Source organism: Mycobacterium vicinigordonae (assembly GCF_013466425.1).
GTDB classification, from domain to species: domain Bacteria; phylum Actinomycetota; class Actinomycetes; order Mycobacteriales; family Mycobacteriaceae; genus Mycobacterium; species Mycobacterium vicinigordonae.
Genome location: NZ_CP059165.1, coordinates 1,383,771 through 1,401,833, shown reverse-complemented (window position 1 = coordinate 1,401,833; position 18,063 = coordinate 1,383,771). Strand labels below are relative to the sequence as shown.

Below are 18,063 nucleotides of genomic sequence, written 5' to 3'. Positions count from 1 at the left end.
CCTATCAGCGACGAGGCACCGGCAACGGTCGAGGCGCCGCATCCGCACGAGCCGCACCTCCAGATCCTCAAGGGGCACCCGACCGATCAGGAGCTGGCCGCGCTCGTCGCCGTGCTGGGCTGCATCGGCGGCGGCACACCGCCACCGGAGCCCGTCGCCACCCGCTGGGGCTTGCCGGTGGACAAGTTGCGCTACCCCGTCTTCAGCTGGCAGCGCATCACATTGCAGGAAATGAAGCACATGCGTCGATGACCCGGCTGGTGCTCGGGTCGGCCTCCTCCGGCCGGCTCAAAGTCCTGCGCCAGGCCGGCGTCGAACCGCTAGTGGTGGTCTCCGGAGTCGACGAGGACGCCCTGGTCGCCGGGCTCGGTCCCCGCGTTGCGCCCGACCAGGTGGTGCGCGCCCTGGCCGTCGCCAAGGCTAAGCAGGTGAGCGCCGTCTTGAATGAACCCGACCTGACCGCGGATTGCGTTGTCGTCGGCTGTGACTCGATGCTCTACCTGGATGGCCGGCTGTGCGGCAAGCCCGGGTCGATCGACGACGCCCGCCGGCAGTGGCAGTCGATGGCCGGGCAAGCCGGTCAACTGCACACCGGGCATTGCCTGATCCGGCTGCGCGACCACGTCGTCGTGCAAACCGAAGCCGAAACATCAATCACCACAGTGCATTTCGGATTTCCGGCGGCCGGCGACCTGACGGCTTACCTGGCCAGCGGCGAGCCGCTGCAAGTCGCCGGCGGATTCACCCTGGACGGGCTGGGCGGCTGGTTCGTCGACGGCGTCGACGGCGACCCGTCGACGGTGATCGGGCTGAGCCTGCCGCTACTGCGCACCCTGCTGGCCCGCTGCGGACTGTCGGTCGCCGACTTGTGGGCAGCCTCCTAGTCTCGACCCTATGACGTCCTGGGCACAGTTCACCGCCGACGCCCCTCGCATCGGCGCCGTCTTCACCCGCCGCCACGCCGCGGCCGGAAACCTATGCATGTTGGCCACCATCCGATCCGACGGATTTCCACGGATCAGCCCGATGGAGCCCCGGATCTTCGAGGATCAACTGTGGATCACGGGAATGCCGAACACCACTAAATACTTTGACCTGCAACGCAATCCGAAGTTATGTCTGCACACGGCGACGGTCGACACGGCAGTCGCCGACGGCGACGCAAAACTTTGGGGGCTGGCTCGCTTCGTTGCGTACGGCGGGCTGCACGAACGCTTCGCCGCGGCGCTGTTCGACGAAATCGGCCTGGACCTGCGAGGCCAGGAGTTCGACATGGTCGGCGTCGAGATCACCGGGGCATCGGCGGTGGAAGTGCGCGATGACCACCTCGACATCACCATCTGGAAACCGGGCCAACCGGAACGGGTAGTGCGCAAACACTGAGTAGGCTTCAAGACGTGCCTCTGCCCCCGGATCCCAGCCCCAGCCTGTCGGGCTACGCCCACCCCGAACGCCTCGTCACCCCGGACTGGCTGTCCGCCCATATCGGCTCGCCCGGCCTGGCGATCGTCGAATCCGACGAAGACGTGCTGCTCTACGACGTCGGACATATCCCCGGCGCCGTCAAGATCGACTGGCACACCGACCTCAACGACCCGCGGGTTCGCGACTACATCAACGGCGAGCAGTTCGCCGCCCTGATGGACAGCAAGGGCATCGCTCGCGAAGACACCGTGGTGATCTACGGCGACAAGAGCAACTGGTGGGCGGCGTACGCGTTGTGGGTGTTCACCCTGTTCGGGCATCCCGACGTGCGGCTGCTCAACGGCGGTCGCGACTTATGGCTGTCCGAGCGCCGCGACACCACCCTGGAAGTGCCCACCAAGACCTCGGCCGGCTATCCCGTCGTACAACGCAACGACGCGCCGATCCGGGCCTTCAAGGACGACGTGCTCGCGGCCCTGGGTGGCCAGCCGCTAATCGACGTGCGCTCCCCCGACGAATACACCGGCAAGCGCACCCACATGCCCGACTATCCCGAAGAGGGTGCGCTGCGCGCCGGCCACATCCCCACCGCCCGCTCAATCCCGTGGGGTAAGGCGGCCGACGAGAACGGACGCTTCCGCAGCCGCGAGGAGCTCGACGAGCTGTACGGATTCGTGACCCCCGAGGACAAGGCGATCGTCTACTGCCGTATTGGCGAACGGTCCAGCCACACCTGGTTCGTACTCACCCACCTGTTGGGCAAGCCGGGGGTGCGCAATTACGACGGCTCCTGGACCGAGTGGGGCAACACCGTGCGGGTGCCGATCGTGGCCGGCGAAGATCCCGGGACCGTACCGGCCTGATGAGCATGCCCACGGCCCTGGCCGAAGTGATATCCGACTTCGCCGAAGTCCAGGGCCAGGAGAAGCTGCAGCTGCTGCTGGAGTTCGCCAACGACCTGCCGGACCTGCCCGCGGACTTGGCCCCCTCGGCGATGGAGCCGGTGCCCGAATGCCAGTCCCCGCTGTTCCTGCACGTCGACGCCAGCGACCCCGACCGGGTGCGGTTGCACTTCAGCGCACCGGCCGAGGCCCCGACCACCCGTGGGTTCGCCTCGATCCTGGCGACGGGGCTGGACGAAGCGTCCGCGGCCGACATTCTGGCGGTGCCCGAGGACTTCTACACCGACCTCGGACTGGCCGATCTGATCAGCCCGCTGCGGCTGCGCGGCATGTCGGCGATGCTGGCCCGGATCAAACGGCGACTGCGCGAATCCGCCTGACGGTAGACCGGGTTCCACCGGCTTGCGCGCGCCGCATAAACTTCCCCCACAAGACTTGTAAGAAATTCTCTTAGAGACGAAGAAGACGCTAAAACAGGAGGCGCAGTGCCCAGTCACGCCAGCTCGCGAATCGCGAAGGTTCTGGTCGCAAACCGCGGCGAGATCGCCGTCCGGGTGATCCGGGCGGCCAAGGACGCGGGCCTGCCCAGTGTGGCGGTCTACGCCGAGCCCGATGCCGACGCCCCCCACGTGAGCTTGGCGGACGAGGCGTATGCGCTCGGGGGTCAAACGTCGGCCGAGTCCTACCTGGACTTCGGCAAGATCCTGGACGCCGCCGCGAAGTCAGGCGCCAACGCGATTCACCCCGGGTACGGCTTCCTGTCCGAGAATGCCGACTTCGCCCAAGCTGTGATCGACGCCGGGCTGATCTGGATCGGGCCCAGCCCGCAGTCGATTCGCGACCTCGGCGACAAAGTCACCGCACGCCACATCGCCGCGCGCGCACAGGCACCCCTGGTGCCGGGCACCCCGGACCCGGTCAAGGACGCCGACGAGGTGGTCGCCTTCGCCAAGGAGTACGGCGTGCCGATTGCCATTAAGGCGGCCTTCGGTGGCGGCGGACGCGGCATGAAGGTCGCGCGCACCCTCGAAGAGATCCCGCACCTCTACGAGTCCGCCGTGCGCGAGGCCGTCGCCGCCTTCGGGCGCGGCGAATGCTTCGTCGAGCGCTACCTGGACAAGCCCCGCCACGTCGAGGCTCAGGTGATCGCCGACCAGCACGGCAACGTCGTCGTCGCCGGCACCCGCGACTGCTCGCTGCAGCGCCGCTTCCAGAAGCTGGTGGAAGAAGCGCCGGCACCTTTTCTTACCGACGCGCAGCGCAAGGAGATCCACGAGTCGGCCAAACGGATCTGCAAGGAAGCGCACTACTACGGTGCCGGCACCGTCGAATACCTGGTCGGCCAGGACGGGCTGATTTCGTTCCTCGAGGTCAACACCCGGCTGCAGGTGGAACACCCAGTCACCGAGGAGACCGCCGGCATCGACCTGGTGCTGCAGCAGTTCAAGATCGCCAATGGCGAGAAGCTCGACATCACCGAGGACCCCACCCCCCGCGGCCACGCCATCGAGTTCCGGATCAACGGCGAGGACGCCGGCCGGGGCTTTTTGCCCGCACCCGGCCCGGTCACCCGCTACGACACGCCCAGCGGACCCGGTGTCCGGCTGGACTCCGGGGTGCACGCCGGCTCGGTGATCGGCGGCCAGTTCGACTCCATGCTGGCCAAGCTCATCGTTTACGGTGCCAATCGCGACGAGGCGCTGGCCCGCGCCCGCCGCGCGCTCGACGAGTTCCACGTTGAAGGCCTTGCCACGGTGATCCCGTTCCACCGCGCAGTGGTGTCCGACCCGGCGTTCATCGGTGACGAGAACGGCTTTACGGTGCACACCCGTTGGATCGAGACCGAGTGGGACAACACCGTCGAGCCCTTCACCGGCGGCGAACCCATTGACGAGGAAGATTCCCGGCCACGCCAGAAGGTGGTCGTCGAGGTCGACGGCCGCCGGGTCGAGGTCTCGTTGCCCGGCGACCTGGCGCTGGCCAGCGGCGGCGCCCCGGACGCTGTCGGCGTGGTACGCCGCAAGCCCAAGCCCCGCAAGCGCGGCGGGCACGGGGGGGCTGCGGCCTCCGGTGACGCGGTGACCGCACCCATGCAGGGCACTGTGGTGAAGGTAGCCGTGGAGGAAGGCCAGGAGGTCTCCGTCGGCGACCTTGTGGTTGTCCTGGAGGCGATGAAGATGGAAAATCCTGTCACCGCGCACAAGGATGGTGTGATCACCGGGCTGGCGGTCGAGCCGGGCGCGGCCATCACCCAGGGCACCGTGCTGGCCGAGATCAAATAGGGGCCTTCCGGTTCGGCCTGGTTCGGCATTGCCGTTCCAGTTGGTCACTGCGTTGTCGGCCCTGCCCATCGGGGGTAGGGTGCGGACAGGTTGAGTTCACAGCCGTGCGGAACGAATTGCTGGTGCGCCAGGATTCGCGGGGAGGCGAATCGTGCACGCACGCCGTCGCCGACTTTCGGAGCCAACATGCCCGTCACTCAAATGTGGCTAAAATGCCCAAACGCCGAATTCACCGCGAAGTGGGAGCTGTCCAGCGGTGTTGTCACCGCCCGCGGTGAACTCGACGCCGCCAACGCAGATCAGTTCGCCCAATACGTCGCCCGCTGCGCGCGGCACTGCCGATGGCTGGTGGTCGACCTCGCTGGTCTAGATTTCGTTGGCACAGCGGCGTTTTCCGCGCTGCACCGAATCAACGTGGAGTGCTCGGCCAACGGCACCACTTGGGTGATGACGCCCAGCCGGGCGGTAGCACGGCTACTGCGAATCTGCGATCCGGACGGCACGCTGCCCATCACCGCGTGGACGGGGCCGACCCGACCCGAACAGGTGCGCCTACTCCAGCTGGTCCCGCAGCCGCGCTAGCGACTTCGCCAGCAAGCGCGACACGTGCATCTGCGAGATGCCGACGCGCTCGGCGATCTGGGTCTGCGTCATAGACTCAAAGAACCGCAGTACCAACACCATTCGTTCGCGCTCCGGCAACGCCTCGAGTAGCGGACGCAGGGCCTCGCGGTTCTCGATCCGATCCAGACCGGAATCGACGTCACCCAAGGTGTCGGCGATCGCGCGGGCGTCGTCGTCTTCGTTGCCGCCACCGCTGTCGATCGACAGGGTGTTGTAGGAGCTGCCGGCAACCAGACCCTCGACCACCTCCGCGCGGTCCATGCCCAGTTCGGCGGCGAGTTCGGTTGCGGTGGGCGCCCGGCCGAGCCGCTGCGACAACTCGGCGGTGGCAGTGCCTAGCCGCAAGTGCAGTTCCTTGAGCCGGCGCGGCACCTTGACCGACCAGCTGTTGTCGCGGAAGTGTCGCCGGACCTCGCCCATGATGGTGGGCACGGCGAACGAGACGAAATCCGAACCGGTTTCGACGTCGAAGCGCACCACGGCGTTGACCAGCCCCACCCGTGCGACCTGAATCAGGTCGTCGCGCGGTTCGCCGCGGCCCTCGAACCGGCGCGCGATGTGATCGGCCAGCGGCAGACAGCGCTCCACGATCTTGTCCTGGCGCCGCTGGAACTCCGCCGAGCCGGCAGCGAAGCTGGCGAGCTCACGGAACATGTCCGGAACATCGGCGTATTCGTTAGGTCGCGAATTGGAACCGCCGGCAGGTTGCTCTGTCAACTGGCCGTCACTTACCGGGGGCCGCCCGCCGCGCCGTCAACGAGATGCCGAAGACACTGCCCGTTGCGTCCGGCTTGCGACCGTCATGGAACGTCTGAACATCATCGGCCAGCGAGGTCAATACGTGCCAACTAAAGCTGCCCGGGGCCACCACGTCGTGGGTGTCACACGCCGCGGATGCCTCCACCACCAGTTCGTCGTCGCGTGGATCCACGACCAGCGTCAGCGTGGCGCCGGCGGTCGCCGAGCGGATCAGTCGGGTGCACACTTCGTCTACGGCCAGCCGCAGGTCTGCGACGGCGTCGAAATCCAGGTCCTCGAAGGTGCCGATAGCACCGACCAAGGTTCGTAGCATCGCCAGGTTCTCCAGGCGGGCAGCTACAGTCAATTCGACGGCGCGGTAACCGCGTTGACGCCCGTCAGCGCGCAGATCCGCATCGGTCATTTGGCCTCCCGGCAATATTCGACCGACACTACCCTTGGTCTGGTCCCCGGCTAAGGCGCCGGGTTGCTGCCCGCCGTGGACCAATGGGTCGAGCCGGTTGGTCATGATCGCCACCGGGTATTCAACCAGTCGCCGGCGAGGCAAACACATCCGGCAGTGGCTTTGCGCACCGATGTCGACACCGAAGGAACGTCTCGTTGCTGGCCAGGGTGGTGTTGGTTGTCGTGTTCGTCGTGATTTCGCACCCCATGATGGGGCGTCCACGCTAACGGAATTGTGCCGGTACTCATCATGGTGCCCTCCTGATACCCCGTCGTCGGCGCGGATAAAACAACTAACGCCCGAGTGTTTCAGGAGCGGTTGGGTCGCGACCCCGCCGGGCGCGCCGAACTCAACTCTAGCGGGACCACACGAAACTCCAAATCGCCTGCCGGGCAGTCGATTCGTAGTAGTTTTTCGTCCAGTCAGCTGCCCAGCGGCCCGCGTTGCACGTCGGGGTGCTCGGCGTACCAGAGGTCGGCGATACGACGGATCCGGCGATGCTCGACGGCCAGCCATAGCAGCCCGACGACCGACACAGCGGCGGCGGCGATGCCCGCCGTCACGCCCTGGGCATAATGCCCGCTGCCGAATGCCGTCAGTGATCCGACGCTGCCGATTACCCCGGCCACCACCAGCAGGTAGCCCGGCCAATGCAGGACGTCGATCAGCGATTCGCCGGCAAGTGGCCGCGTCGTCCGCAAGTGGTCGACGGGGTCATGAAACGTGTCCCCCATGGCAGCCTCCTTCGTTCGGTTCCGTACCTGCGTGGAGTACCCGCTACAGATAGGGAAATCACGACGGAACTCGCGGAACCGCGCCGGCCGGTGAACGCGCTACAGCGCCATTACTGACCCGGCGATCGGCGGGGCACTCATCGCCAGGGTCACCAGCATCAGCGTCAGCAGGAACCAGCCGGCGCCATGCCACCCCCACCAGACCCCCTGCTCGCGCCACACCCGGTAGGTGCGGATGAACGACCAGAGACCGGCGAGCAGCAAGATCAGCGGGCCGCCCAACCCCAAGATGGTCCGCTCCGGTCGGCCGCACGCCACCGTGTCCACGCTTACCCCGCCGCAGGTCGACACCCACAGTGCCGCCACGATTACGAACCCCAACCCGGCCGCGGTCGCCAGCACCGCAAACTTGATGGCGGCGTGGACCTCGCCGTCGTCCCGACCCAGGTGGTCACCGCGCAATTTCTCGTCTGCTCTATGCATCGGAGCACCTCTATCTGGCTTTTCTCGTACATTACGCCGCTGCGCGGGTCCCCCTCGTGATCCCGCTGGACGATGTTGAACTGCAATACCCAGCGTCGCCATCGGGCAAACCGCTGGCCGTTCGTTCGGGAGCCATCTCACAAACCGTCTGCTCGGCCCTACCGGAAGAAGCCTTGGCAAGCGGATCGGTTTACCAAGCAGATCGGTTCACAGGGAGTGCATACCTGGCGTGAGTACTATCTGTGATTATGGCGACAGCCAGAAGGCGACTATCTCCTGAGGATCGACGCGCCGAACTGCTCGCCCTGGGGGCGGAAGTCTTCGGGAAACGGCCGTACGACGAGGTTCGGATCGACGAGATCGCCGAGCGTGCCGGGGTTTCGCGCGCCTTGATGTATCACTACTTCCCGGACAAGCGGGCGTTCTTCGCTGCCGTCGTCAAGGACGAAGCGGACCGGCTGTATGCAGCCACCAACATCGACCCGGCACCAGGCATGACGATGTTCGAGGAGATCCGCACCGGCGTGCTGGCCTACATGGCCTACCACGAACAGAACCCGGAGGCCGCCTGGGCGGCGTACGTCGGGCTCGGCCGTTCCGACCCAGTTCTGCTGGGGATCGACGACGAGGCCAAGAACCGCCAGATGGAACACGTCATGACCCGCATCGGCGAGGTCATCAGCGGCATGCCCGGGACCAACGTGCTGGAACCCGAAGTCGAGCGGGACCTGCGGGTCATCATCCATGGCTGGCTGGCGTTCACTTTCGAAATCTGCCGGCAACGGATCATGGACCAGACCCTGGAAGCGGATCGGCTGGCCGACGCCTGCGCGCATACCCTGCTCGACGCGATCGTCCGGGTCCCGGCGATCCCCGAAAAGCTGGCCGAGGCGATGGCAACCGCACGGTTCAAGCCGCAGTCCTGACGGTCTGGACGTATTGTCGGTGCCTGCAGGCACGATGGTTGGGTGACTACCGCGGCGTCTGAACCCGAAGCTTCGTCGCCTGCCGCGCTGGCCCGGTTCAGCGCCGTCACCCGTGACTGGTTCACCAGTACTTTCGCCGCGCCCACCGAAGCTCAGGCCGCCGCCTGGAACGCCATCGCCGACGGGGACAACACGCTGGTCGTCGCGCCGACCGGGTCGGGCAAGACGCTGGCCGCATTCCTGTGGGCACTGGACAGCCTGGCGCGCTCGCCCGAGCGGCCACCGGGCACCCGGGTGCTCTACGTCTCCCCACTCAAGGCGCTGGCGGTGGACGTGGAGCGCAACTTGCGCACCCCTCTCGCGGGTTTGACCCGCCTGGCGCAGGCCCGCGGCCTGCCCACTCCCGAAATCAGCGTGGGGGTCCGATCCGGCGACACCCCACCGGCCCAGCGGCGGCAACTGATCAGTCGGCCGCCCGACGTGCTGATCACCACTCCCGAATCGCTGTTTCTGATGCTGACGTCTTCCGCGCGCGACACCCTGGCCGGGGTGCAGACGGTCATCGTCGACGAGATCCACGCCATCGCGGCGACCAAGCGCGGCGCGCACCTGGCGCTGTCGCTGGAACGCCTCGACGAGTTGTCCGATCGGGCCACGCAGCGCATCGGGTTGTCGGCCACCGTGCGTCCGCCCGAGGAGTTGGCCCGGTTCCTGTCGGGCCAGGCCCGCACGACTGTCGTAGCCCCGCCCTCGGCCAAGACCGTCGAGCTGTCCGTGCAGGTGCCAGTGCCCGACATGGCAAATCTGGCTGACAACTCCATCTGGCCCGATGTCGAGGCCCGGCTGGTCGACCTGATCGAGTCGCACAACTCGACCATCGTGTTCGCCAATTCGAGGCGGCTTGCGGAGCGGCTGACCGCGCGGCTCAACGAGATCCATGCCGAGCGGTGCGGCGTCGAGATTGCCGGGGCGACCAACACCCAGGTGCCGGGCGGCGCGCCGGCCTATGTGATGGGTAGCGGACAAAGCTTCGGCGCGCCCACCCTGCTGGCCCGCGCCCACCATGGCTCGGTCAGCAAAGAGCAACGCGCCATCGTCGAGGAGGACCTCAAGAGCGGTCAGCTCAAGGCGGTGGTGGCCACCTCCAGCCTGGAGCTCGGCATCGACATGGGCGCGGTGGACCTGGTCATCCAGGTCGAGGCGCCGCCCTCGGTGGCCAGCGGCCTGCAGCGGATCGGACGGGCCGGCCATCAAGTCGGCCAGACGTCGCGAGGTGTGTTGTTCCCCAAGCACCGCACCGATCTGCTCGGCTGCGCGGTCAGCGTCCAGCGCATGCTCGCCGGTCAGATCGAGACCATGCGGGTACCCGCCAATCCGCTGGACATCCTGGCCCAGCACACCGTCGCGGCGGCGGCCCTGGAGCCCATCGACGCCGACCGTTGGTTTGACACCGTGCGGCGCAGCGCCCCGTTCGCGACGCTGCCGCGTGGCGTGTTCGAGGCCACCTTGGACCTGCTGTCCGGCAAGTACCCGTCGACCGAGTTCGCGGAGTTGCGGCCCCGGCTGGTCTACGACCGCGATCACGGCATTTTGACGGCGCGGCCGGGCGCGCAACGGCTGGCCGTAACCTCCGGCGGCGCGATCCCCGACCGCGGATTGTTCACCGTCTACCTGGCCACCGATTCGGAGAAGCCGTCGCGAGTGGGCGAGCTGGACGAGGAGATGGTCTACGAATCGCGCCCCGGCGACGTCATCGCGCTGGGCGCCACCAGCTGGCGAATCGTCGAGATCACCCACGACCGGGTGCTGGTCCTCCCCGCACCAGGCCAGCCGGCGCGGTTGCCGTTCTGGCGCGGCGACGACGTCGGCAGGCCCGCGGAACTCGGTGCCGCGCTGGGCGCGCTGACCGGGGAGCTGGCTGAACTCGATCGAGATGCCTTCGGAAAGCGTTGCGCAGGATGGGGTTTCGACGACTACGCGATCGACAACCTGTGGCGTTTGTTGGACGAGCAGCGCGGCGCCACCCGGGTGGTGCCTACCGACACCACGCTGCTGATCGAGCGCTTCCGCGACGAGTTGGGCGATTGGCGGGTCGTGCTGCATTCGCCGTACGGGCTTCAGGTGCACGGTCCGCTCGCACTGGCGGTGGGTCGGCGGCTGCGCGAACGCTACGGCCTGGACGAAAAGCCGACCGCCTCCGACGACGGCATCGTGGTACGACTGCCCGACACCGAATTCTCCGGGATGTCCGCCGGCGAAGACGCCCCACCCGGCGCCGAGCTGTTCGTGTTCGAGGCCGACGAGATCGACCCGATCGTCACCGCCGAAGTCGGCGAGTCGGCGCTGTTCGCCTCCCGGTTCCGGGAGGCCGCAGCCCGCGCGTTGCTGCTCCCCCGCCGCCATCCCGGCAAACGCTCACCGCTGTGGCAGCAGCGGCAACGCGCCGCCCAGCTACTGGAGGTGGCCCGCAAGTATCCCGACTTCCCGATCGTGCTGGAAACGGTCCGTGAGTGTCTGCAGGACGTCTACGACGTACCGACCCTGACCGGTCTGATGGCCCGGATCGCCGCGCGTCAGGTCCGGGTGCTGGAGGTCGAGACCGCCAAACCGTCGCCGTTTGCGGCGTCGCTGCTGTTCGGGTACGTCGGCGCGTTCATGTACGAGGGCGATGTGCCGCTGGCGGAGCGGCGCGCAGCGGCGCTGTCGCTAGACAGCACGCTCCTGGCCCAGCTGCTTGGCCGGATCGAACTGCGCGAGCTGCTGGACCCCGACGTAATCGCCGGCACCGGTCGCCAATTGCAGCATCTGTCGGCCGACCGGGCCGCGCGCGATGCCGAGGGCGTCGCCGACCTGCTGCGGCTGCTCGGTCCGCTGACCGAGGGAGAGGTGGCCGCCCGCTCCACCACTGCCGACGTGGGCGGCTGGCTGGAAGGCCTGCGCGCCACCCGGCGGGCGCTGACGGTGTCGTTCGCCGGGCGCAGTTGGTGGGTCGCCGTCGAGGACATCGGCCGGTTGCGCGACGGGGTCGGCGCCGCGGTACCGGTCGGCCTGCCGACAACTTTCACCGCGGCCGTGACCGATCCGTTGGGCGAGCTGCTCGGACGCTACGCGCGCACCCACACGCCGTTCGACACCGCCCAGGCCGCCGGTCGGTTCGGGCTGGGGCTCCGGGTCACCGCGGACGTCCTCGGCCGACTGGCCAGCGACGGGCGCCTGGTGCGCGGCGAATTCTTGGCGAGCAGCGGCGGTCCCGGTGCCGAGCAGTGGTGCGACGCCGACGTGCTGCGCATCCTGCGGCGGCGCTCGCTGGCCGCGCTGCGTGCGCAGGTCGAACCGGTCAGCACCGCCGCCTATGGACGGTTCCTGCCCGCGTGGCATCACGTGGGCGGCGCCGGCTCGGCCGGGATGCGCCCCGCCGGACCAGACGGTCTGGCATCCGTCGTCGAACAGCTGGCCGGAGTGCGTATACCCGCCTCGGCACTCGAGCCGCTGGTGCTGGCCCCGCGGCTGCGCGATTACGCTCCCGCGACGCTCGACGAGTTACTCGCCAGCGGGGAGGTCACCTGGTCGGGTGCGGGGTCGATCTCGGGCACCGACGGCTGGATCGCGTTGCACATGGCCGATTCGGCGGCCCTGACGCTGGCCGCGCCGACCGACATCGAACTGACCGAGGTGCACCGGGCGGTTTTGGACACCCTGGCCGGCGGCGGCGCGTACTTCTTTCGCCAGCTCACACAGGCCGGATACGCCGAGGCCGAGCTCAAAGCCGCGCTGTGGGAACTCATCTGGGCCGGCCGGGTAACCGGCGACACCTTCGCGCCGGTGCGGGCCCTGCTCGGCAGCGGTTCCCGCAAACGATCGGCCCCCGCGCACCGCGCCCAGCGGCCGCCGCGGCTGAGCCGCTACAGCGTTGCCCACGCGCAGGCCCGCAGCAGCGATCCCACCGTGGCGGGTCGCTGGTCGGCCCTGTCGCGGCCGGAGCCCGACTCCACCCTGCGCGCCCACTTCCAGGCCGAGCTGCTATTGAACCGCCACGGGGTGCTCACCAAGGGCGCGGTCGCCGCCGAAGGGGTGGCGGGCGGATTCGCCACGCTGTACAAGGTGCTGAGCGGTTTCGAGGACGCCGGCCGTTGTCAGCGCGGCTATTTCATCGAGTCGTTGGGGGGCGCGCAATTCGCCGTGGCCTCGACCGTGGACCGATTGCGGGGCTATCTGGACGGGGTGGACCCGCAGCGGCCCGAGTACCGGGCCGTGGTGCTGGCCGCCACCGACCCGGCGAACCCGTACGGAGCGGCGCTCCCCTGGCCAGCCGCCGCCGGTGAGGGCGCGCGGCCCGGCCGCAAGGCCGGGGCGCTGGTGGTGCTGGTCGACGGCGAGTTGTGCTGGTTCCTGGAACGGGGTGGGCGCTCACTGCTCACGTTCTACGCCGATGCCGGCGCCGAGCAGGCGGCCGCGGTGGCGTTGGCCGATCTGGTCGCCGCCCGCCGGGTGGCGTCGCTGCTAGTTGAGCGGGTCGACGGGGTTTCGGTGCTCGCGCCCGACGGGTCCGGAACGGCAGCGGCCGACGCACTGGCCGAAGCGGGCTTTGCGCGCACGCCACGCGGTCTGCGGCTGCGGTAGGCCATGCCCGAAGGAGACACCGTCTGGCACACCGCGGCCGCGCTGCGCGAGCAGCTGGTCGGTCGTACGCTGACGCGCTGCGACGTCCGGGTGCCGCAATTCGCCACCGTGGACCTGGCCGGGCAGGTGGTGGACGAAGTGCTCAGTCGCGGAAAGCACCTGTTCATTAGGGTCGGCCCCGCCAGCATTCACTCCCACCTGAAGATGGACGGCAGCTGGCGGGTCGGCAAGCGTCCGGTCCGGGTTGACCATCGGGCGCGAATCATCCTGGAAGCGGGCAATATCCAAGCCGTCGGGATCGACCTGGGCGTGCTGGAGATCCGCGACCGCGACCACGACGTCGACGCGGTCGCCCATCTGGGACCCGATCTGCTCGGCGACGACTGGGACCCGCGGCGCGCCGCCGCCAACCTGGTGGGCGACCCGGATCGCGCTCTCGCCGAGGCGCTGCTGGACCAGCGGGTGATGGCCGGGGTCGGCAACGTGTACTGCAACGAACTGTGTTTCGTCAGCGGACACCTGCCGACCGCACCGGTCCGGGCCGTCGCCGATCCGCTGCGCTTGGTCAGCCGCGCTCGAGACATGTTGTGGGTCAACCGCTTCCGCTGGAATCGCTGTACCACCGGCGACACCCGAGCGGGCCGGCAACTGTGGGTGTACGGACGGGCCGGCCAAAGTTGCCGTCGCTGCGGCACACCTATCGTGCAGCAGAACCCGCCGGGCGGGACGGTCGAGCGCGTGCGGTACTGGTGCCCGACCTGTCAGCGTTGAGTCACCGCGGCGTCAGCCACGGCCGTGGGTCATGAAGAAGTGCGCGACGACCTGCGAGCCGTCGAAGGCGCGGGTGGTGGCCCCGATCACCGACTTCGGCAGATACTGTTTTGTGCCCGGCCAGGTGTGACCGCCCTTGTCAATCTGGTAGTGCACCACTTCGGTGTTCTCGGCGCAGTCCTGGGAGTCGAACCGACGCACGACGGTTCCGTCGCCCACGTTGGGCAGTTCCCACACGATTGGGGCACCCGGGCACTGGTCGATTGTTCGCCAGCGCTCAAGAAGACTGTTTGCCGAGATGGCGTGGCTCAGTCCGCCCCGACCGCGGACGTCGCCACCGTTGTACGGCACCACCGCATCGGAGGTGCCGTGCGCATAAAGCACCGACACTGGCCGCGATGGATTGCACGCCACACCAGTACCCAAGGTGCCGGAGATCGGGGCGATCGCGGCAAACACCTCGGCGTGGTCGCAGGCCAACCGGTTGGACATGAATCCGCCGTTGGACATGCCGGTGGCGAAAATGTGGCCTTCGGGGACATTGAAGTCCTTGCGCAGCTTGTTCACCAGCGCGACCAGGAAACCGATGTCGTCGAGTCGGCGGCGGTCGGCCGGAGCGGCGCCGCGCCCGTCGGCCCAGCTCTTGTCGTAGCCGTCGGGATAGACCACCAGCAGGCCGTTGATGTCGGCGACGGAGTCGAAGTCTGTCAAACCCCGCTGCCCGGCACCGGTGCCGCCGCCGCCATGCAGGTTCAGCACCAGGCCGAAGGGCGGCCCGGGCGGCACGTGCACCAGATAGGTGCGGTTAAGCCCGCCATACTGCATCATTCCCGCCTGGTCGCGGGCCCGGGCAGCCTGGACCTGCCGCTCGTTGCACCCGACCAGACAGATTAGGAGTGCGGCAAGCAAGAGCAGACGCGCCCAGGGCATGCCGTTAAAAGTACCGATAACGTTGATCCGGTCCTCAGCCCGCCGACGGCGGACGAGTCATGAACGTCCCCTTCAACTCCAGGCCCATCGCCAGGTCCTCGTATTTCGGCTCTTTGCGCTTCTTCCAGCCGCTGCCGGCACTGACCGGCGGCGGCATCAACGGCGGAAGCATCGGGAATCCGCCGCCGGCGTCCGCCGCGGGAAGCGGCGAAGCCGCCGAGGCGAGCTGCACCGGCATGCTGTGCGCGGCGGTCAAAACGCCGGTGGCGGCGGGCGGCGCTGACAATGCGCCCATCTGCACCGCGGCACCCATCGCCGCGGCGGGTTCGATGGACCCCAGGGCGCCGGCCGCGTTCGACAGCCCGGCCGCCATGTCGCCTAGCGCCGCCTCGCCTTCCGAAAGCCCCTGGGCGACATCGGGCGCCACCGACTGCAGGGCCTGAGCCGAGGTGTTCTGGGCCATGTAGGACAGCAGGTTGATCGGGAATCCGGACGAGATGAACTGGTTGGCGTAGGTGTTGGCCAGCCCGAACCAGCCCTGGTTGGGGTCGAAGGTGACGCCGACGGCCTGGACCAGCGCATCGATCGGAGACACCGGCGGCGCCACCGCGTCGGCGGGCAGCGCGGCCGCCGTGCTAGCCATCGCCGACTGCGCGGATCGGGCGGCGGTGCCCGCCGAGGTGGCCGACGCCGTCTGCACGGCCGCGGCTTGGGCGCCCTCCCCCTCGGCGTCGGTGATCTGCGGCGGCGAGGTGAACGGCTCAACCAGCAGCGCCTGCGCCGTCGCTGTCTCATACCGGTACATCGCGGCCGCGTTGTTGACCCACATGCGCTCGTACTGCGCTTCGGTTTCGGCGATGGCTGTTAGGTTTCTGCCCAGCCCGTTGGTGGCCAGCAGCTGCGCGAGCTGCTGGCGGTTGGCCGCTACCACCGCAGGATGCACCACCGTCGACAGCGTGGAGTTGAACTCCGAGACAACCGCCTGCGCCGCCAAGCCCAGCTGGCGGCACTGCTGGGCGGTAGTGCGCATCCAGGACAGATACGGGGCAACTGCGTCGACCATCGTCGAGGACGCCGGGCCGTGCCACAACCCGGCGAGCGCCGCAACCGCGGGAGTGTAAACGCTGGCGGACTCATCCAGTTCGACGCCAAGCCGCTGCCAGGCGTACGAAGCCTCGGTCAGCGACGCAGCGCCAGGTCCCGAATGGATCAGCGCTGAACTGATCTCCGGCGGCAACGTAATGAACTCCATAGCACCTCACAATGACCACCGCTGGAAAACTTTTGGAACATTCGGTTAAACACCCCGGAAAAAAGCCTAGAACATTGAGCGTCAAAGGTTGTTGTATCCAGCAAACGACCTTGTCACGCGATCACATTTACCGCGGCGGACAACCGGCCTTTGAACGCGGCGGGAACGGGGGCGTAACCGTGGTCGGCTAGACCGCTCTGCCCGGAGGCGATGGCGCTGCGCAGAAACGCTTTGACCGCAGCGCCCACCTGGGCGTCTGGATACTTTGAACAGACAACTTCGTAGGTCGCTAGCACGATTGGATACGAGGCGGGCTGGTTCGGTCGGTAGAACGAGATCGAGTCCAGCGCCAGGTCGTTGCCGTCCCTGATGAACCAGGCACCCGAGATCGTTGCGCCCACCGAATCGGGGCCAATGGCCACCGGGTCGGGGCCCGCCGAGGTGATGATCTTGGCCGTGTTCAGCTGGTGAGCTTGAGCGAAAGACCATTCCACGTAGGTGATCGCGCCGTCGGCTTCTGATGCGGCCGCGGCGACGCCCTCACTCCCCAGGGCGCCTTCCCCCACGCCACCGCGGAACTGCTTGCCGGCGCCCTTGCCCCAGGCATCACCCGAGGCAGTGTCCAGGTAGCGCTGGAAGTTGTCCGAGGTGCCGGAATCGTCGCTGCGGAACACGACGCGGATCGGCGTGGGCGGCAAAGCTACACCCGGGTTCAGTGCAGTGATCACCGGATCGTTCCACGCGGTGATGGCGCCGGTGAAGATCTTGGCCGCCGCCGGGGCGTCGAGGTTCAGCGCCGCCAGACCGCTGACGTGGTACGCGATCGCGATGGGGCCGAACACCGTCGGCAGGTTCCAAACCGGCGAGCCGCAGCGCCGCTGCGCCGCGCCGTATTCGTCCTTGCTCAGCGGCGAGTCCGAGCCGGCGAAATCGGTTTGCCCACCAAGGAATTCGCTGATCCCGGCGCCGGAGCCGTTGGCGGTGTAGTCCACGGTCTGGCCGGGACAGTCGTGTTCGAAAGCCCGGGTGAAGCGGGTTATCGCGTTTTCCTGTGCGGTGGATCCACTGGCCTTCAGCGACGCCTTGCCGCCGCAGCCCGCTCTGGCCGACGTCGCGGCGGTGGCAGCCGTATTCCCGGCGCCGTGATTGCCATCACACGCCGTCGACAACAGCACGACCACTGCTGTCAGCACGACACCAAATCGAAAGTGATCCAATTCATTTCCTCGACCCGCACCAGCAAACGGCCGTTTCGGCCGTCCCGCGGCATGCTAACAAGTTCTGGGGCGGCGCAGTCGACCCGCGAACCCGGTTGAACACACCCGCATTCACAAATTCAGCCGCAGTTGGTCCACGGTTCATGGCGCTGACACGTCCCGCAATGGTGGTGCGCCAGTCTGGGTCAGCGAACCCGAAACCGTTCGCTCATCCGACCGTTACGTGCGATGATCGCAATGTAAGCAACTAGTTACGTCACACTTTCGCCGTGAGGAGGCTGTAGCGATGATCATCTCTGCGATCCGCTCGCTCGGCCAGCGGCGGACATGGTTGCCAGGGTCCGCACTGGTGGTTGCGCTGGCTGTCCCGGTGGCGGTGCTCGTGGGCCCGGCCGCGCACGCCGACGGCATCGACGGACAGTTCCTGAATGCGTTGCAGTCGCACGGGATTAACTTCGCGACCCCGCAAGCGGCCATCTTGGCCGCGCATCAGGTTTGCGATGAACTCGACACCGGCAGAGCGAAGGCCGACGTCGCAAATGATGTAGCTACAAGCAGCAACCTGGATGGTTATCACGCCGGCTACTTCGTCGGACTGAGCATCAGCGCCTATTGCCCGCGGCATCACGGGACGGCTTGACAGCCGATTCCCAGTTATCGCAACGCGCGATCCGTGGTGGCAGACCTTACACT

General features: G+C 67.7%; 17 protein-coding genes and 1 pseudogene. 11 read left to right on the top strand and 7 right to left on the bottom strand.

The features are described 5' to 3' along the window. Positions 1-6: 6 nt before the first annotated feature. From H0P51_RS06205 to H0P51_RS06175, 7 genes and pseudogenes are all read left to right on the top strand, one after another. Positions 7-252: pseudogene (locus H0P51_RS06205) on the top strand (acyl-CoA carboxylase subunit epsilon); the annotation flags it as partial. Then, positions 249-884 carry a Maf family protein gene (locus tag H0P51_RS06200; RefSeq protein WP_180917114.1) on the top strand — a complete coding sequence of 212 codons (636 nt, stop codon included), beginning with the start codon at positions 249-251 and terminating at the stop codon, positions 882-884. The pseudogene H0P51_RS06205 and the gene H0P51_RS06200, both read left to right, overlap by 4 nt. 10 nt (positions 885-894) lie before the next feature. Then, positions 895-1,383: a pyridoxamine 5'-phosphate oxidase family protein gene (locus H0P51_RS06195; RefSeq protein WP_180917113.1), complete on the top strand. Its 489-nt coding sequence runs from the start codon at positions 895-897 to the stop codon at positions 1,381-1,383. 14 nt (positions 1,384-1,397) lie between these two features. Further along, positions 1,398-2,288, top strand: a complete 891-nt coding sequence (locus H0P51_RS06190; RefSeq protein ID WP_180917112.1) for a sulfurtransferase — start codon at positions 1,398-1,400, stop codon at positions 2,286-2,288. After that, the gene (locus H0P51_RS06185) at positions 2,288-2,707 is read left to right on the top strand and encodes a SufE family protein (RefSeq protein WP_180917111.1); all 420 of its coding nucleotides are present in this window, start codon (positions 2,288-2,290) and stop codon (positions 2,705-2,707) included. Before H0P51_RS06190 ends, H0P51_RS06185 begins: the two co-directional genes overlap by 1 nt. Positions 2,708-2,812: 105 nt before the next feature. Beyond that, positions 2,813-4,609 carry an acetyl/propionyl/methylcrotonyl-CoA carboxylase subunit alpha gene (locus tag H0P51_RS06180; protein WP_180917110.1) on the top strand — a complete coding sequence of 599 codons (1,797 nt, stop codon included), beginning with the start codon at positions 2,813-2,815 and terminating at the stop codon, positions 4,607-4,609. Between the two features lie 186 nt (positions 4,610-4,795). After that, positions 4,796-5,191 carry an STAS domain-containing protein gene (locus H0P51_RS06175; protein WP_180917109.1) on the top strand — a complete coding sequence of 132 codons (396 nt, stop codon included), beginning with the start codon at positions 4,796-4,798 and terminating at the stop codon, positions 5,189-5,191. On the opposite strand, the gene H0P51_RS06170 is transcribed toward H0P51_RS06175, so the two are convergent. The 4 genes from H0P51_RS06170 to H0P51_RS06155 all read right to left on the bottom strand — a co-directional run bounded on the left by H0P51_RS06170 (position 5,162) and on the right by H0P51_RS06155 (position 7,654). After that, on the bottom strand, positions 5,162-5,950 hold the full coding sequence (locus H0P51_RS06170; protein ID WP_180917108.1) for an RNA polymerase sigma factor SigF: 789 nt from the start codon (positions 5,948-5,950) through the stop codon (positions 5,162-5,164). The genes H0P51_RS06175 and H0P51_RS06170 overlap by 30 nt on opposite strands. Before the next feature lie 7 nt (positions 5,951-5,957). Continuing rightward, positions 5,958-6,395 carry an ATP-binding protein gene (locus tag H0P51_RS06165; protein ID WP_180917107.1) on the bottom strand — a complete coding sequence of 146 codons (438 nt, stop codon included), beginning with the start codon at positions 6,393-6,395 and terminating at the stop codon, positions 5,958-5,960. Positions 6,396-6,859: 464 nt separating this feature from the next. After that, positions 6,860-7,171: a protein UsfY gene (gene usfY / locus H0P51_RS06160; RefSeq protein ID WP_180917106.1), complete on the bottom strand. Its 312-nt coding sequence runs from the start codon at positions 7,169-7,171 to the stop codon at positions 6,860-6,862. Between the two features lie 99 nt (positions 7,172-7,270). Further along, positions 7,271-7,654 carry a hypothetical protein gene (locus H0P51_RS06155; protein ID WP_180917105.1) on the bottom strand — a complete coding sequence of 128 codons (384 nt, stop codon included), beginning with the start codon at positions 7,652-7,654 and terminating at the stop codon, positions 7,271-7,273. A gap of 248 nt (positions 7,655-7,902) precedes the next feature. Here H0P51_RS06155 and H0P51_RS06150 point away from each other — a divergent pair, with 248 nt between their 5' ends. The 3 genes from H0P51_RS06150 to nei2 are packed head-to-tail and all read left to right on the top strand — an operon-like array spanning position 7,903 to position 13,971. After that, on the top strand, positions 7,903-8,580 hold the full coding sequence (locus tag H0P51_RS06150) for a TetR/AcrR family transcriptional regulator (protein WP_180917104.1): 678 nt from the start codon (positions 7,903-7,905) through the stop codon (positions 8,578-8,580). A gap of 42 nt (positions 8,581-8,622) precedes the next feature. Continuing rightward, positions 8,623-13,200 carry an ATP-dependent helicase gene (locus H0P51_RS06145; RefSeq protein WP_180917103.1) on the top strand — a complete coding sequence of 1,526 codons (4,578 nt, stop codon included), beginning with the start codon at positions 8,623-8,625 and terminating at the stop codon, positions 13,198-13,200. Between the two features lie 3 nt (positions 13,201-13,203). Beyond that, complete coding sequence (nei2, locus tag H0P51_RS06140; protein ID WP_180917102.1) at positions 13,204-13,971, top strand: endonuclease VIII Nei2; 768 nt, start codon at positions 13,204-13,206, stop codon at positions 13,969-13,971. Positions 13,972-13,983: 12 nt separating this feature from the next. Here nei2 and H0P51_RS06135 read toward each other — a convergent pair whose 3' ends face one another. The 3 genes from H0P51_RS06135 to pstS all read right to left on the bottom strand — a co-directional run bounded on the left by H0P51_RS06135 (position 13,984) and on the right by pstS (position 17,370). After that, positions 13,984-14,901, bottom strand: coding sequence for a CE1 family esterase (locus tag H0P51_RS06135; RefSeq protein WP_180917101.1), 918 nt, complete (start codon positions 14,899-14,901; stop codon positions 13,984-13,986). A gap of 34 nt (positions 14,902-14,935) precedes the next feature. Beyond that, positions 14,936-16,153, bottom strand: a complete 1,218-nt coding sequence (locus H0P51_RS06130) for a PPE family protein (protein WP_180917100.1) — start codon at positions 16,151-16,153, stop codon at positions 14,936-14,938. A gap of 113 nt (positions 16,154-16,266) precedes the next feature. Beyond that, complete coding sequence (gene pstS, locus H0P51_RS06125; RefSeq protein WP_180917099.1) at positions 16,267-17,370, bottom strand: phosphate ABC transporter substrate-binding protein PstS; 1,104 nt, start codon at positions 17,368-17,370, stop codon at positions 16,267-16,269. Between the two features lie 286 nt (positions 17,371-17,656). Here pstS and H0P51_RS06120 point away from each other — a divergent pair, with 286 nt between their 5' ends. After that, complete coding sequence (locus tag H0P51_RS06120) at positions 17,657-18,010, top strand: DUF732 domain-containing protein (RefSeq protein WP_180917098.1); 354 nt, start codon at positions 17,657-17,659, stop codon at positions 18,008-18,010. The last annotated feature ends 53 nt before the right edge of the window (positions 18,011-18,063 follow it).

Bases quoted from the DNA above. Each gene is read 5' to 3' on its own strand.
- H0P51_RS06120 (WP_180917098.1), top strand. From the start codon at position 17,657: ATGATCATCTCTGCGATCCGCTCGCTCGGCCAGCGGCGGACATGGTTG.
- H0P51_RS06135 (WP_180917101.1), bottom strand. From the start codon at position 14,901: ATGCCCTGGGCGCGTCTGCTCTTGCTTGCCGCACTCCTAATCTGTCTG.
- H0P51_RS06150 (WP_180917104.1), top strand. From the start codon at position 7,903: ATGGCGACAGCCAGAAGGCGACTATCTCCTGAGGATCGACGCGCCGAA.
- H0P51_RS06155 (WP_180917105.1), bottom strand. From the start codon at position 7,654: ATGCATAGAGCAGACGAGAAATTGCGCGGTGACCACCTGGGTCGGGAC.
- H0P51_RS06195 (WP_180917113.1), top strand. From the start codon at position 895: ATGACGTCCTGGGCACAGTTCACCGCCGACGCCCCTCGCATCGGCGCC.
- H0P51_RS06175 (WP_180917109.1), top strand. From the start codon at position 4,796: ATGCCCGTCACTCAAATGTGGCTAAAATGCCCAAACGCCGAATTCACC.
- nei2 (WP_180917102.1), top strand. From the start codon at position 13,204: ATGCCCGAAGGAGACACCGTCTGGCACACCGCGGCCGCGCTGCGCGAG.
- H0P51_RS06165 (WP_180917107.1), bottom strand. From the start codon at position 6,395: ATGACCGATGCGGATCTGCGCGCTGACGGGCGTCAACGCGGTTACCGC.
- H0P51_RS06130 (WP_180917100.1), bottom strand. From the start codon at position 16,153: ATGGAGTTCATTACGTTGCCGCCGGAGATCAGTTCAGCGCTGATCCAT.
- H0P51_RS06200 (WP_180917114.1), top strand. From the start codon at position 249: ATGACCCGGCTGGTGCTCGGGTCGGCCTCCTCCGGCCGGCTCAAAGTC.
- H0P51_RS06185 (WP_180917111.1), top strand. From the start codon at position 2,288: ATGAGCATGCCCACGGCCCTGGCCGAAGTGATATCCGACTTCGCCGAA.
- usfY (WP_180917106.1), bottom strand. From the start codon at position 7,171: ATGGGGGACACGTTTCATGACCCCGTCGACCACTTGCGGACGACGCGG.